This window comes from Stutzerimonas stutzeri, assembly GCF_024448955.1.
In the GTDB taxonomy this organism is placed as follows: domain Bacteria; phylum Pseudomonadota; class Gammaproteobacteria; order Pseudomonadales; family Pseudomonadaceae; genus Stutzerimonas; species Stutzerimonas stutzeri_AQ.
In genome coordinates this window covers 31,680-46,676 of sequence record NZ_JAMOIH010000020.1, presented here as the reverse complement: position 1 = coordinate 46,676, position 14,997 = coordinate 31,680, and the positions used below count along the sequence as shown (strand labels likewise).

Annotated in this window: 11 protein-coding genes; 4 read left to right on the top strand and 7 right to left on the bottom strand. The window is 52.8% G+C overall.

The genetic code is table 11. The features are described from left to right. Positions 1-3 precede the first annotated feature (3 nt). The 3 genes from NA645_RS18655 to NA645_RS18645 all read right to left on the bottom strand — a co-directional run bounded on the left by NA645_RS18655 (position 4) and on the right by NA645_RS18645 (position 2,318). On the bottom strand, positions 4-267 hold the full coding sequence (locus NA645_RS18655) for a BPSL0761 family protein (RefSeq protein ID WP_073865899.1): 264 nt from the start codon (positions 265-267) through the stop codon (positions 4-6). A gap of 66 nt (positions 268-333) precedes the next feature. Beyond that, positions 334-1,734 (bottom strand): DEAD/DEAH box helicase, encoded by a 1,401-nt coding sequence (locus NA645_RS18650; protein ID WP_023083090.1) that lies wholly within the window; start codon positions 1,732-1,734, stop codon positions 334-336. After that, positions 1,731-2,318 carry a hypothetical protein gene (locus tag NA645_RS18645; protein WP_041106962.1) on the bottom strand — a complete coding sequence of 196 codons (588 nt, stop codon included), beginning with the start codon at positions 2,316-2,318 and terminating at the stop codon, positions 1,731-1,733. The genes NA645_RS18650 and NA645_RS18645 overlap by 4 nt, the downstream gene beginning before the upstream one ends. Before the next feature lie 104 nt (positions 2,319-2,422). On the opposite strand from NA645_RS18645, the gene NA645_RS18640 reads away from it, so the two are divergent. The 4 genes from NA645_RS18640 (at position 2,423) to NA645_RS18625 (ending at position 9,210) form a co-directional block, all read left to right on the top strand. Beyond that, a complete protein-coding gene (locus NA645_RS18640; RefSeq protein ID WP_041106964.1) occupies positions 2,423-2,644 on the top strand; it encodes a helix-turn-helix domain-containing protein in 222 nt (73 codons plus the stop codon). 350 nt (positions 2,645-2,994) lie between these two features. After that, complete coding sequence (locus tag NA645_RS18635; RefSeq protein WP_126189396.1) at positions 2,995-5,796, top strand: class I SAM-dependent DNA methyltransferase; 2,802 nt, start codon at positions 2,995-2,997, stop codon at positions 5,794-5,796. Positions 5,797-5,858: 62 nt separating this feature from the next. After that, a complete protein-coding gene (locus NA645_RS18630) occupies positions 5,859-8,009 on the top strand; it encodes a hypothetical protein (RefSeq protein ID WP_063880481.1) in 2,151 nt (716 codons plus the stop codon). Then, a complete protein-coding gene (locus NA645_RS18625) occupies positions 8,002-9,210 on the top strand; it encodes a GIY-YIG nuclease family protein (protein WP_023082699.1) in 1,209 nt (402 codons plus the stop codon). The genes NA645_RS18630 and NA645_RS18625 overlap by 8 nt, the downstream gene beginning before the upstream one ends. Before the next feature lie 103 nt (positions 9,211-9,313). Here NA645_RS18625 and NA645_RS18620 read toward each other — a convergent pair whose 3' ends face one another. From NA645_RS18620 to NA645_RS18605, 4 genes are read right to left on the bottom strand one after another with little or no spacing between them, the layout of a single operon-like run. Then, positions 9,314-9,724: a hypothetical protein gene (locus tag NA645_RS18620; RefSeq protein ID WP_052649197.1), complete on the bottom strand. Its 411-nt coding sequence runs from the start codon at positions 9,722-9,724 to the stop codon at positions 9,314-9,316. 1 nt (position 9,725) lies between these two features. Further along, positions 9,726-12,053 (bottom strand): hypothetical protein, encoded by a 2,328-nt coding sequence (locus tag NA645_RS18615; protein WP_041106970.1) that lies wholly within the window; start codon positions 12,051-12,053, stop codon positions 9,726-9,728. Continuing rightward, positions 12,016-13,668, bottom strand: a complete 1,653-nt coding sequence (locus NA645_RS18610) for a hypothetical protein (RefSeq protein WP_126189397.1) — start codon at positions 13,666-13,668, stop codon at positions 12,016-12,018. Before NA645_RS18610 ends, NA645_RS18615 begins: the two co-directional genes overlap by 38 nt. Continuing rightward, on the bottom strand, positions 13,665-14,864 hold the full coding sequence (locus tag NA645_RS18605; RefSeq protein ID WP_227343405.1) for a site-specific integrase: 1,200 nt from the start codon (positions 14,862-14,864) through the stop codon (positions 13,665-13,667). Before NA645_RS18605 ends, NA645_RS18610 begins: the two co-directional genes overlap by 4 nt. Positions 14,865-14,997 lie beyond the last annotated feature (133 nt).

Below are 14,997 nucleotides of genomic sequence, written 5' to 3'. Positions count from 1 at the left end.
TTTCTATCGCGTGAAGTCCAATGACGAGCTGAACAGCGGCTGATGAAAAGCGATCACCCGCCGTCGATATTCATCATCTGGTGCATCGCTCACCAGGCACTCTTCAAGGCGCCCCAACGAGAGGATCTGGTCGGCCGACGGGTAGTGCCTGAGCAGGCTTTTCGCATAGCTGCGGATATCCTGAGGCAGCTCAGTGTTACGGGCGAGCTCTCGCAGGAACTCTTCGGTCTTGATGACGCTGCGGGTTCTTTCGTGAGAAAGGGTCAATGCGGCTATCTCCTGATTCAGTCAACCACGTCTGCCGACGCTTGAATTCAGTCCTCCATACAAGCATCAAAAGCAAGCCAGCAACTGTTGCCGGTAGTGCTTGGAAAAGCTGACCAGATGGTTTGGCTCAGCGGCAGAGCCCCCCAGGGATAAGGCGCATGTAGCACCTGCCCCAATTACCTGCGCAATGCCACTTCCATTACTGTCATCCAGGACATCGATATTACCAGCAGCCCCAATCCAGCCAGATATTGAACCTGAAGTGGAGGCTGGCATCTCTACCTCGTTCAGCACTGCCAGGTCATCCGGTAGATCATCTGCAATTCTCTCTGCCAAGCACTGCAGTGTCGGCTCCGCTAACATGAATAGCCACGCCTGATTATCGGGCTCGCCTGTGCGCCGAAGCACTCGCCCAAGCACTTGTCGGTAATGCAGCTCAGTGCGGATGCGACTGAGGTAGCAGCACACCTGGAGTCGAGGAATGTCCGTGCCTTCGCTGATCATTCCAACTGCGATAATCCAACGGCAGGCGCTGTGTCTGAACGCATTGATAACCTGCTGCGCAGCCGGGGTTTTGTTGGTCACGATGCGGCAACCTTCACCCAGGGTTTCCAGGGCCAAGGCAATTTGCTGGGCGTGCTCGATGTCGGTGGCAACCACTAAGCCTGCCGCATCAGGCTTGATCAGGCGAAGCTCATCCAGCTTGCTGCACCCGAGACCGAGTAACTGGTCAATCACCTCGTCATGGCGCAACAGCTCTTCGTAGGTGACAGGGGACTCCCCCAATAGTTTGGCAATGCTGGGAAACATCCTGACAGTGCTCTCCGTGTCCAGCTCCTCGGTAAGTATCACCTTCTGGTTGTCGAGCAGGACAATGCGAGGGGAACGGCACACACCATCAGCAATGGCCTCTTTCAATCCGTAGCGGTAGTCGCAGATCAGGTACCCCTCGGGCGTCGAGTAGCGGGCCAGGGCAATGGCCCGGTCGTCCGAACGCCATGGGGTGCCGGAGAGGGCCAAGGTGAAGGCTGCCCTGTCCTGTATCCGCTGAAGAATCTGTTGGCCCCAGGCGTTACTCAGAAGTACATCGTGGCCGGCGCAGTGGTGGATTTCGTCGAAAACCACGAACACACGGTAGTCATCGAGGAGTCGCCAGAACGTCTCATCTCGGTATTCCATGGCTTGATAGGTGAACGCCGCCCCAACTGCGCCGAGTTGGCCGTCCAAGCGTCTGCCGAGCACCGCAGCAAAGGACGAGCGAAAGCCCTCGACAACTTGGCAGGATGGTGCGAAGCAGAGCACCAGATCGATCCGGTCCTGCTCAAGCAGCCTGCTGGCCAGCTCTGCCGCCATACGCGTCTTACCGGCACCCGGCGTTGCCTGGCAGAAGAAGTGCGGCGTGGCAGTAAAGTGCTCCAGTGCCGCGTCGATGCAGCGGCGTTGCCAGTTTCGCAGCAGTGTGGTCATCGTGCGGAGGCAAGCGTCTTGAGTGTCTTCTCGATGGCGCGAAGATGGCCCAGCAGGCGCGAGCTTCGGTCTCTAGCTTCCAGGTACTCGCCTTCGACCTTATCCCGGAGATGCGGCATATCATCGAGGAGCAGCTTGTATCGCTCCGCCTCGCCCATCGATGCGAGGAAGTCCAGCCTGATTTCCTTGAGGAGCGCCTCCAGGTGCTGATCCGCATCGACTGATGGTTGCGGCACCGCCGAATTATCGAACGCTGACGGCTCCTGCTCTGGCTCACAAGCAGTCTTATGGCTGTTCTCGAACCCGTTGTCGATCAGCTCCAATTGCAGATGTGCCGGAATCGGCAGCAGGTGGTAGACCTGTCCCCGCGAACGGCGCTCTTCATCGAGCACAACCCAACCCATGCGCAGCATTCGGCGGATCTGCTCATACACATAGCGGCGCACATCACCGATACGGAAAGTCATGCCATCCAGGCGCTTGGCATAGGCATCACGCAGTTCACGCGTCGTGAACCTTGAACGCCCTTCCTCCTGAAGCAGCTCATACAGACGCCTGTCGAAGGTAAACGAGGCCGATTTCATTGAGGCACCAGAAGAGTTAACGCAGAGGAAATGCGGATTATAATCCGTGGCTCCTACGTCCGCAAACACACGATAGTGCCGCCTCAAGTGGAATTGAGACGGTCATGGATAAGTTGGCGAAGGCGTTAGGGGAACGCATCCGGACGCAGAGAAAGGCCTGTCGGATTTCTCAGGATGCTCTAGCGCTGGCCTGCAGTATGGACCGTAGCTATATGGGGCGAATCGAGCGTGGCGAAGTAAACATCACCGTCGAGAAGCTCTATCGCATTGCAAGCGAGCTCGCTTGCGATCCATCCTGCCTTCTGCCTCAGTTGTCAGAGCTGTAGCTCCGCATCTGATCGAGAGCGGTGTTCAAGAAGGCCTGACCAGATCCAGGCCAAATTTCGCTCTCAGATCAAAACCTGGTCTGCGGCTTTTTCGCATTACAGAAGCGCCTTCCTTTATCATCCCCCGGCATCGTGTAGTGGTTGATTTCCCGGTCACTGGCTCAGGGCGCTCAGATGTCGCTGCCGATGGCATTAGGCATGCGTCAACGCTTCTGAGCAGAGCTGAGTTGCCGATGCTGACGCCAGGCTGACAGAGCAGCATGTGCCGGCCGGGAGGTAGCCATTACCCAAAAATTTAGCGGCTAAAATCGCCGCATTCGCGCATCAGCGATGCTGGATAGTGGTAAACCATGAATGCAGTAGAAATTGAGTCCGCCATTTCGGACCTGGCCTTTGAGCCCTTTGACGCGGTGGAGTTTCCGTTCACCTTCCTGGCCGCATTCGGCAATAAGGAAACCGCTCTCAAGCGGCTGCGCGCCGGCAACAACAACGCCTCGGACGTACCTCGCGGCGTACTACTGCGCAACAACATTCATATCGCCACCTGCGAGCCCGGCAGCGTGGGCGATACGCTCAAGGCATTGCGTGCCAGCCCGGCCACCGCAAAAGCCAAGGCCAAATTCATCCTCGCTACCGACGGACAAACGCTGGAGGCCGAGGAGCTGATCACGGGTGAAACCATCACCTGCGGCTATCCAGACCTTCCCAACCATTTCGGCTTCCTGCTGCCGCTGGCCGGCATCTCCACCATCAAGGAGATCAAGGACAACCCCATCGACGTGCGCGCCACGAGCCGCTTGAACAAGCTGTACGTCGAGCTGCTGAATGAAAACCCAGACTGGGCCAAAGCCGAACGCCGCCATGACATGAACCACTTTATGGCGCGGCTGATTTTCTGCTTCTTTGCCGAAGACACCGACATCTTCACTGGCGATGGTCTGTTTACCAAGACGGTTGAGCAGTTCAGCGAACGCGACGGCTCCAACACCCACCAAGTGCTGTCGGAAATCTTCCGCGCCATGAACATCAAGCTGGCCGAGCGCGCCACCGCTCAGCCGCGCCTACCCAGTTGGGCCAACACCTTCCCTTATGTGAATGGCGGTTTGTTCTCCGGCAGTACCGAAGTGCCACGCTTCACGCGCATGGCGCGCACCTACCTGCTGCACGCTGGCAACCTCAACTGGCAAAAAATCAACCCAGACATCTTCGGCAGCATGATCCAGGCCGTAGCCGATGATGAAGAGCGTGGCGCACTCGGCATGCACTACACCAGCGTGCCCAACATTCTGAAAGTGTTGAACCCGCTCTTCCTGGATGACCTGCGTGCTCAACTAGACGCTGCGGGCGACAACAAAGCCAAGCTGCTGAACCTGCGCAAGCGCATGGCGCGCATCCGTGTGTTTGACCCTGCCTGCGGGTCCGGCAACTTCCTGGTTATCGCCTACAAGCAGATGCGCGAGATTGAAGCCGAGATCAATCGCCGCCGAGGCGAGGCCAACAATAAATCGGAAATCCCTCTGACCAATTTTCGCGGCATCGAACTGCGCGACTTTCCGGCAGAGATTGCCCGTCTGGCGCTAATCATTGCCGAATTTCAGTGCGATGTGCTGTATCGCGGCCAGCAGGATGCGCTGGCGGAGTTTCTGCCTCTGGATGCGCAGAACTGGATCGTTTGCGGCAATGCGCTGCGGCTGGACTGGCTGAGCATCTGCCCGCCAACGGGAACAGGCGTGAGAGTGCTCGCCGATGACTTATTTGGCACGCCTCTCAATCAGACAGAAATTGATTTCGAGAACGAAGGTGGGGAAACGTATATCTGCGGGAATCCGCCGTATCTTGGCTCACGGGATCAGAAGGACGAACAAAAGGCTGACTTGCAGACTCTTTTCGATAGGCGAATCCAGAACTGGAAGTCGCTCGATTATGTTGCCGGCTGGTTCATTAAGGCCGCTGATTACGGCACCAAAACCCGCTCTGCTGCGGCTTTCGTGTCCACCAACTCCATTTGCCAGGGTCTGCAAGTTCCAATCCTGTGGCCGGAGATATTTGCCAGTGGCCGCCAAATCGAATTTGCCCACACATCCTTTCGTTGGGCCAATCTTGCCAGCCACAATGCAGGTGTGACTGTAGTCATCATTGGCATCACAACGCAGCCACGCAATCCGAGGCGCTTGTTCTCTCTGGACGACTCGGGACAGACCATCGAACGCCAATGTGCGCATATCAATGCATATCTGGCGGTAGGTGATAGTGTCATTGTGGATAAGACTAGCCAGCCCCTGGGTACGCAGAGTGAGATGACTTTTGGAAATACTCCAATAGATGGCGGTCATTTGCTGCTCTCGCGGGACGAACGCGACGCCCTGCAACTCACACCTGCTCAGCAAGGCCAATTTATTCGCCGGATTTATGGCTCCGCTGAGTTCATTCGCGGCCTGGAGCGTTACTGTCTGTGGATCGAAGATCAGCACTTGGCTGAAGCACAAACGATCCATCCTATTGCTCAACGTCTTCGTGATGTGCGCAATATGCGACTCAACGGTGGGAAGACAGCAAGGGACATCGCTGAAAGACCACACCAATTCCAAAGAATGTACTTCGGCAAGCATTCAACGCTCATTGTCCCTAGCGTCTCCTCCGAAACTCGCGCGTATCTGCCCTGCGGTTATGCGCCTGCCGGGACTATCGTTTCCAATCTCGCCTTCGCCCTCTACGATGCTCCGCTCTGGAACATGGCCCTGATTGCTTCCCGCTTGCACTTAGTCTGGATCGGCACTGTCTGCGGAAAAATGAAAACTGACTTTCGCTACTCGAACACTCTTGGCTGGAACACCTTCCCAGTGCCGCTACTCACCGAGCAGAACAAGGCGGACCTGACGCGCTGCGCCGAGGACATTCTCCTGGCCCGCGAAGCCCACTTCCCCGCCACCATCGCCGATCTGTACGCCCCGGACGCCATGCCGGCCAACCTGCGCCGCGCCCACGAGCGCAACGATGAAGTGCTGGAGCGTATCTACATCGGTCGGCGTTTTAGAAACGATACCGAACGACTGGAAAAGCTGTTTGACCTCTACACCAAGATGACAGCAGATACATCGAAGGCCGCGCCGAAAAAGCCACGAGGGAAAAGGCATGAGCGATACCCTTGCTAACCTGACCACGCCCCCCGAAGGCTACGGCGAGTGGTTAGCTGATCTCAAAGGCCGCATCCACAATGCCCAGGCGACGGTACTCTCATGGAGGAAGAATCACAGTGACTAACACTACCAACCCGACCAACAGATACACGGTGCCGTCGGTATCCATTGCTACCGCGCACACTGGGGCATCCAGCAAGGCAAATGAGCTGGGCATGCGTACCATGCAGGAACGCGCCTATACCAAGCGCGGCGAACAGTATTTGCTGATTAAATCGCCACCGGCATCAGGTAAGTCCCGCGCCCTGATGTTTATCGCCCTGGACAAGCTCCATAACCAGGGACTGCAACAGGCTATCGTCGTAGTGCCGGAGCGCTCCATTGGCGGCAGCTTTGCCGATGAATCGCTGAGCCAACATGGCTTCTACTGGGACTGGCAAGTAGCCCCCCAGTGGAACCTGTGCAATGCACCAGGCATCGATGAACCGCGTGTGGCCAAGTCCAAGGTAGATGCAGTGCGCGCCTTCCTGACCAGCAGCGACAAGGTGCTGGTCTGCACCCATGCCACCTTCCGCTTTGCCGTGGAAGAGTTAGGCATCGACGCTTTCGACAACCGCCTGATTGCCATCGACGAGTTCCACCACGTTTCCGCCAATCCGGACAACAAACTGGGCAGCCAACTGAGCGCGTTTATCAACCGCGACAAGGTGCATCTGGTTGCCATGACCGGCTCCTACTTCCGTGGTGACAGCGAGGCCGTGCTGGCCCCGTCGGAAGAGAACAAATTTGAGACAGTCACCTACACCTACTACGAGCAGCTCAACGGCTACCGCTGGCTCAAGTCGCTGGATATTGGCTACTTCTTCTACACCGGCCGGTACGTGGATGCGGTCGCCAAGGTGCTGGACCCGGCACTGAAAACCATCGTCCACATTCCAAACGTAAATGCCCGCGAGAGCCTCAAGGACAAAGAGCGCGAGGTCAACGAGATCATGAGCGCGCTCGGCGATTGGCAGGGTGTAGACCCGACCACCGGCTTTCACCTGATCAAAGCCAAGGACGGCCGCACGCTGAAAGTGGCCGACCTGGTGGATGACAGCGACCCAGGCAAACGCTCCAAAGTGCTCGGCGCATTGAAAGACCCGGCGCAGAAAAACAACCGCGACAACGTCGATGTGATCATCGCTCTGGGCATGGCGAAGGAGGGCTTTGACTGGATCTGGTGCGAGCATGCGCTGACCATCGGCTACCGTTCGAGCCTGACCGAAATCGTGCAGATCATTGGCCGTGCCACCCGCGATGCAGAAGGTAAAGAGCGCTCACGCTTCACCAACCTGATCGCAGAGCCAATGGCTGATCAAGCAGCTGTAGCCGAAGCGGTAAACGATATGCTCAAGGCCATTTCTGCCAGCCTGCTGATGGAACAGGTGCTCGCCCCGCGCTATGAGTTCACCCCGAAAGATACCGGGCCGAAAGAAGGCTTCAATTATGGCCCGGAGGGGTATCAACCGGGCGGCACCAACCTGGGTGTGAATGAAACCACGGGCCAGTTCCATGTCGAGATTAACGGCCTGACCACGCCGCAAAGCACAGAAGCCACGCGCATCTGCAAAGAAGACTTGAACGAAGTAGTGACCAGCTTCCTGCAGGACAAAACCGTGCTGGAGCGCGGCCTGTTCGATAAGGAGAACACCCTGCCGGAAGAGCTGACTCAACTGCGCATGGGCAAGATCGTGCGCGAGCGGTACCCCGATTTGAGCGACGTCGACCAGGAAGCCATCCGCCAGCACGCCATCGCCGCCATGAACATTACCCAGCAGGCCAAGTTGGCTCTGGCGCAGGCAGATGCAAACGGTAGCGACAACGTGCAGGGCAGCACAGCACTGCTTGATGGCGTGCGCAAATTCGTTAACGTGCGCGAGCTGGACATTGACCTGATCGACCGCATCAACCCCTTCGATGCCGCCTATGCGGTACTGGCGAAGGCAATGGATGAAAAGTCTCTGCGCCAGGTTCAGGCCAGCATTGCCGCCAAGAAGGTGAGCATCCCCGAAGATGAGGCGCGAGAGCTGGCCAAGCGTGCCCTGCAGTTCAAGAACGAGCGCGGCCGCCTGCCCGACATCAACTCTGCCGATGCCTGGGAAAAACGCTTGGCTGAAGGCGTAGCAGCATTGGCACGCTACCGCGCCCAAGCCAAAGCGGCGCAGGGGGAATCCGCCAATGGCTGATATGAACGATGACGACCTGCTGGAGGCGCTGGGGGTAGAAGTCCCCACGCTCAAGACAGCCACTCGAACTCCTCGCGAAGAGCGCATCATCGCTGGTTTCGAGGACATTCAGCGCTTCTATCAGACCCACGGCCGCGCTCCGCTGCATGGCGAAGACCGCGACATTTTTGAGCGCTTGTATGCCGTGCGCCTGGATCAACTGCGCAAACTGCCAGAGGCACAAACCCTACTGGCCGGTCTGGATACTCACGGCCTACTGTCAGGTACTGCGGTCACCACGACTAATGTGGATGACCTGGATGAGGACGCCTTGCTCGCCGAGCTGGGCATCGGTAGTGAGTCCGTCGAGCAGGACGACATAACGGTACTGAGGCATGTGCGTTCCAGTGCGGCAATAAAAGCGGCTGAAGAGATGGCCGCTCGGAACCCCTGTAAAGACTTCGAGAATTTCAAGCCGCTGTTTGATGAAGTGGAAGTAGGCCTCAAGCAAAAGCGCTGGGTGACCAAGCCTTTTGGCAAGAACGCCAGCATTGAGGCTGGAGACTTCTTCATTCTGAGCGGGCTCATTGCCTACGTCGCCGAAGTCGGGGACACCTACAAAACGCCGAATGCGGAGACGAACGGGCGTTTGCGCGTCATCTACTCCAATGAGACGGAAAGTGATCTGTTGCTACGATCCCTACAGCGGGCGCTTTACAAGGACAGTGAGGGGCGTGCCGGATCTCGGCTGATCAAGGTCGACTCAGGCCCACTGTTCAGCGACATCGCCGAGCCGGACGACATAGAAAGCGGCACTATCTATGTGCTGCGCAGCCAGTCTAACCACCCCTTCGTGGCCGAGCACCGCGAGCTGATCCACAAGATCGGCGTAACCGGAGGCCGAGTGGAAACCCGCATCGCAGGCGCAGACAAAGACGCCACCTACCTGCTGGCTGATGTGGAGGTGGTCGCTACTTACAAGCTGCACAACCTGAACCGCACCCGGCTGGAAAACATCTTCCACCGCCTGTTCGGCGCGGCGCAGCTGGACTTGACCATCGAAGACCGCTTCGGCCATCCGGTCAAACCTAGGGAGTGGTTTCTGGTGCCGCTGCATGTGATTGATGAGGCGGTTGAGCGCATTCGAGATGGGTCGATTACCGGTTTTGCGTATGACCCGCAAACAGCTCGCCTAGTCAGCGAAGGGGCAATTAAAGCGTGATGGTCATATCCGGGAGAAAGCAAGTCTTCTCTCCTGGATGCCCCCTTGGATTGCACACCAAGCGTGTGCCCAATACGGCATAGTCGAGGAGGTGTACGAATGATTAGCCATTTTGTATCTCTTCAGGTCTTTTCTTGATCAAGGCATAGAGATCAAGGTTGGGAATGGCATTGGCGTTCAAAAGCATCCTCTCAATCATACGCAGTTGCTCTGCATTATTTCTTTTGAGAACCGCAACCTCAGCCTTCAAGTGCTCTATTTGCTCCACAAGCTTTACTTCAGAAGCAGTTATCTTTGTGAGCAGGGAAGGAGTTGCGCCACGAAGTTGAGCTTTTTTATTCTTATAATATGTATTGATACCGACATAAGTGCATAGGGTTTGTCTAGTTGTTTTTATGCCAAGCTCAAGCTCTACCTTAGCGACCAGCGCGTCCCAAGTCAGCTTACCTACCCACTTAGCTAACATAATCTCAATTTTACGCTGTTGCTGAGCTGATATTTTTGGTACTACCACATCACACCTCCCCTTCAGACAGACCGAAAGAGGATAAAAGAGAGCGCAACTCGGGATTAGCATCAGATGCTGTTCTGGCAGTCTTATCTTCAATAATACCCTTCAGGCGAGCCTCAAAATCCGGTAGGGCACACGCGACCTTTGTAATGATCTTGGTATTTAGATCGGTCAAACTGAACTCAGAATTTTTATTTGAGTAACGAATCATCGTTCCGACAGGCTTACTTTTCATCAAATCATTCAGCATGGATAGAATATGGGTATTTCGCGAGTGAATTAGATACCACTGCCTCATCGCCTGGGAGTTTGGTAAGCGTGGATCACACGCTACCGATTCTAATCTCAAAGTTTGAAACGATAAATCTTTCTCAAAAAACTCGATTGTCTTCACATCGCCTGCTATGTGACAAGTCTCCGGACACATGAAGCACTGCGAGACGAAATCGTTCAAATAATTGCAAGGCGTTACATTAAGATTTTGAGTACAAAGACCGGTGGAGGTGACAGATGCCGGCAGGTTGGTGGTTTGTGTAAGTTGATTTTGGGAAACGACTCGAATATCCCGCCTGTCGATATCTGGCGGATTCAATATCGCACTCACACGACTGGCTTTCTCGTCGTGAGTCGTATGAATATAAGTATGGGTTTGCTCGGGATTCTTTCTGCCAGACCAAGCAGTGATAATTTCAACTGGAATGCTACTTAAATCAGCAAGGGTGTTAGATAAGTGCCGCAGACTATGCGGTCGCAGAATTAATTCTGACGAAAATCCGTAATCCTGAAAAATCGATGTCGTGTAGCGCCCCTGGCCGACCAGTCGAGTAAGAACCGAGGCGCCTAGCGACGCTAATGGCACCACCGCATAGTTTGTCTTTTGAAAAACTTTCCCACCACTTCCGACACTCTCGGGCGCACCATAAAGCCAACTCCCCAAGAAGCAGAACATGGCATCCTTAAGCTTGATACTTGATTCTCCGCTTGAAAATGAGAGTGGAAATTCCGGCAAAATTGATGTCCTATAGAAAGCAATCCACCACTCCTGCACTTCTTCAACCGAAACGACAGACTTATCGGAAAAAACTTTTGGCATATTGGCGTACCCGAACAAGTGGGGTAATCCTGCTAAAGCTGCACTTCTTGTTTGCGACACGGACAACTGATCTTTAGGCCGCAATGAATAAATCGGTTTTTTTTCGAAAAAATGGCCTCTTTGACTTTTATAGGTGGAAGTCAGATCAACTCCTTCCTTAAGGATCGGAACGCAATCATTAGCCCCATAGAACCCTAATGCATAACCCAATGTGAAAAGATTGGGCCGCTGCGCTAAATTTAAATTCCTCTTTAGTTCTGGCGCTATCTCGAACCCACCAAGCAACGCTTTCAAGCTTTGGTCCGGGTTCTCGTAGAATCGACATAGAATTCTCGCTGGCTCGCATGCTTTGTAAAAGAAGTTCATGGCTTTCTTTATCGGATCAGCGAGCACCGCAAGTATGTGGTTCTTGTTGTTCCCGTAGCCTTTACTTCCAATCCAGTCGAGGTAATAAACTGGCTCTCCATTGCTTTCAGAGTAACAATGCAGTCTTTGTTTAGGAAGAACAGGTATTTCCGCAGAAGTTCGATTAGGCGACGCCAGCGACAGCGTTCCAAAAGTCACTACTAAGGCATCATGGATTTTTATCTCTTTACCAGGGCGCAGCGAGCCATGTTCATCCACATACTCAAATACAGTAGAGAAGATGTCGGCTAGCGCAAGCACTGCTTGGATATCTGGAAGTTTCTCCAGCGTATTGTCAAACGTGGCATGTCCCGTCCTGTCTCTGCTGTCGCTGCCCTTCAGGTTGACCTTTCGCATCACCCCCTTTTCAGCGCAGAACGCGAGAAACGGCCGCAAGCGGTCAGCTGAACGCGCCCCCAAATTAAGACTGGTGATTGTGCACTCTGATTGCTCATAGAGATCACCATCCATGAGTGACAACAATTTCCTAGCTACCGACGTCCGAATTTTTTTCTCGTTGACGGAAAGTGGTGTGTTCGTTGTTTCTATGATCCACACTTTTATCAGGTGGTCATAGGGGTAAGGAAGGGCGTATATGGGATGGTTGCCGGCGTTGCTTTTGCCCTTACGCCCATGTACACCACACAAGAATCTGGTTCGGCGGCCAGTATTGGGGTCCACGTGATACCAGACCAAATCATCAAACTCCGCCTTCTTGCCGCCATGTCCTTCAAATTGCGCTAGCTCGGCTTCGCGATATTCGTTGATGAGCCGCTCCAATCGGCCAAGGTATTTGTTAAGCATTGATTGTGCGCTGCCTTGCGAGTTCTTCATCGCAAACCATTATTGTCTGCTTCACCCAAACAATCTGTCTCTCCAGTTTTTCAATACTTCGGGCGTAAATAGGACTAACTAGGGAGTTGCGGTTTGCAGCAAGCTTGCCCTCTGCATCAGCCAATACCGACCTGTGATCAGCTTCTAGCATCGGACGAAAGTTTGGGCACCCATAACACCCCAATGGTCTCCCTAAAACAGTTGAACAGGTCGCGCAGGAATGCTTGTTGAGTGCCCCACCAACAGGGTTGAACTTATTGTCGACAATGACCTCATCGCCTTCCGGAACGACAGTTAAGGTATGGCTAAAAGCCTTCTTTAGAAACTCATTTCCGATATACTTTGTGTCAATCTCTCTCCTAGATACATAATCCAAATCTATGTAATGCCTTGCAGCCGGCACGGTGACACCTGTCATCTTGGCCAATTGAACGGCGGGCAGACCATTTTGAGCACCGCGAGTTAATACGGTGTGACGAATTCTATTGGAAGTAGCCATACATTCGACAGTTCGATCAGAGGCAACCGGAACCCATCTCATGGCGTGTGCAACTGCAGTCTCCGATATGTGGTAGGCAGTAGACTTTGGCGTAAACATGCTTTTGAACAAATCTAAAGAGTCAAATCGCACTTTAAAAAAATCAACCGCTGGAAACATAGGCATATCATTCATGAGGCTCAAGAGTTCAGATTGATCCACTTGAATCTCTGCTGAGTCCATCACTAGTCTGAGCCCTTCCAATACCACCCGTTTATAGTCTATAAGAACCCCTGAGATATATTCGGAAAGATGTATTGGATAGCGCTCGGGCCGCTCCCTTGAGAATTGTGCGCCCTTAGACTTAACTATGAACACTCTAAGCTGCAATGTTTGCCCCCCTACCGTGCCGATTTCGTCCACAGGAAGAATTCCCGCGTCGCGAAAACTCGCACCCGAGGGGATCAAATCAGACCATTTCAATAGCGCAATTTGAATTGGCCGCCTTACGATGGAGAGCAACAACTTGTTAGTGACTATATTTCTGAGCCGCGCATATAGCCTCGGCGACTGAAAAAACAAAAGATCCCGACTGGCGCCCCAGTCGAACTCTTGTATATTTTCATTGATCTGCCTGGCTAACGAGTCAAACTCAATATCGCTTAGTGCCCCAATGGAAGGATCAAGAGTATTGTCTTTACCCTTGTCCAAATGTGTCCGCGTATACTTGTGATATTCTTCATACCGTGTATTACCTTGCCTAGAGAGCGTCCCAAAGAACTGATTGAGCCCCTTCTTATTGTTTGTCTGCAGCCCACTCCATATAGATTTAACTCTGGCTAAGGACGGAATGCCATTCAACATAAATGGCTTTACATTGCAAACGATACCTGACGCCGTACTCGCAGCCTTGGTTCGTACGTAGTCCACAAATACACTCAGAATTAAGTTTTTATCATCATCTGGCATGTTAGACGAATGAACCCAGTCAACGCACAACCGTTTTCCTTTTCCATTATTCGGCAGTAATATCCATACATCCTCCGAGGTATTTACCATCAGGCCAGATTTGGCCGTAATCCATGAGCCTTCATTAGTCAGAGACTTAAAAACTTCCCGCCTCTTCTCGCGAGTCATTTTTGCGGATCCACTCTTTTTTGATGCGCCATTGATATCTCTCTCGTCTTCAGCGCAATTCGCTTTTCATTATATCGTCTGTTCTGAGTCGTATTTTGCGACCAGCCCATGGCATATTTTCTAGCATCCTCAAGCAAAGCCGGATTGACCCCAAGCGACTCCCCTTTCTTATCAAAAATTTCATTCCATTTGTGGCGCAACAAATGAGGATGGACATGAAAGCCCAGCGACCTAGAGAGCTTTTGAAATATTGCATTTATTGCCTTTAAAGAAAGAGGCTGACCCGCAGTGCCTTTAGAGTCATTTTCGCTGACAAACACGAAGTCATGGAATTGCGCACGAGGAAAGACAATACGAACGTTGTCAATATAGAACTTAACCTTCTCCAAAAAACCTGGATCAACCGAGGCGAAGTGTGCTTTTGTCTTTTGATTGGGTTTTTCAGAGCGCAGATCTGTTGGATCATTTGCAGATCGATAAATAGCTAGCTGATCGTTAGTGCCATGAAATAGACAGTCAGAAATCTTCAATTTTGCCAGCGCACCTCTTCTGATGCCGCTTAGGACTAGCAAATTGACGATCAAGTAATTCCTCACCCTAGATGCTTTAAAGGGATTATTAGGAGAGGACGGCATCACCATCTCTAAAAACTTTACGAAAACGTCATCCGGGATCACCGATTCCTCAGGATCGCCAACATGTTGCCCTCCATTCTTGCCAAGGGCATCTTCATCTAACCTAATTTCTGCAATAAGCCCATTAAATTTATTTTTTGTTTTTTCGTCAGCATCTTGCACTTCGTGAAACTCATCGAACAACCATAAAAGAAATTGTCGAAGTCGTCTGATGCGACCTTGCAAGGTTTCGCTAGCGACCTTTGCCATCCCTTTCTGATTGGCAACAATGATGTTCCTTAGATGTTTATCATTTATATCTAGAAATCTTATATTTATACCTTCATCACCAGAACCCTTACTTAAGCAGCATCTGTCATAGAACTGCATGTACTCCATCTGGGAGATAAAAATGCCCGACGCAACTCGTTCGGGTAGGTCAATATTTTTTTCCGAAAAGTACTGCAGCACGAACAGCAGTTCATTTGCGTACCTAAATCTCGTATTGGCCGATTTAGCAGATAAAGCACCATTGAGGTAGCAGGAAACATACGGATCAATAGGGCAATCCGCTTCGTCCACTATCGACACGAAGGGCAACGAATTGAATTGGTATCGTTTGACTTTCATAATTGACAAAAAAGCTAGTCCAATAACCGATTTAGTTACAAACTAGTCCATAAATGAGTTCTGTCAAACGAGAGGAAAGGAAAAG

Excerpts from the sequence above, each read along its gene's own strand:
- NA645_RS18625 (WP_023082699.1), top strand. The coding sequence starts at position 8,002 with ATGGCTGATATGAACGATGACGACCTGCTGGAGGCGCTGGGGGTAGAA.
- NA645_RS18615 (WP_041106970.1), bottom strand. The coding sequence starts at position 12,053 with ATGAAGAACTCGCAAGGCAGCGCACAATCAATGCTTAACAAATACCTT.
- NA645_RS18630 (WP_063880481.1), top strand. The coding sequence starts at position 5,859 with ATGCCCAGGCGACGGTACTCTCATGGAGGAAGAATCACAGTGACTAAC.
- NA645_RS18650 (WP_023083090.1), bottom strand. The coding sequence starts at position 1,734 with ATGACCACACTGCTGCGAAACTGGCAACGCCGCTGCATCGACGCGGCA.
- NA645_RS18645 (WP_041106962.1), bottom strand. The coding sequence starts at position 2,318 with ATGAAATCGGCCTCGTTTACCTTCGACAGGCGTCTGTATGAGCTGCTT.
- NA645_RS18610 (WP_126189397.1), bottom strand. The coding sequence starts at position 13,668 with ATGACTCGCGAGAAGAGGCGGGAAGTTTTTAAGTCTCTGACTAATGAA.
- NA645_RS18640 (WP_041106964.1), top strand. The coding sequence starts at position 2,423 with ATGGATAAGTTGGCGAAGGCGTTAGGGGAACGCATCCGGACGCAGAGA.
- NA645_RS18635 (WP_126189396.1), top strand. The coding sequence starts at position 2,995 with ATGAATGCAGTAGAAATTGAGTCCGCCATTTCGGACCTGGCCTTTGAG.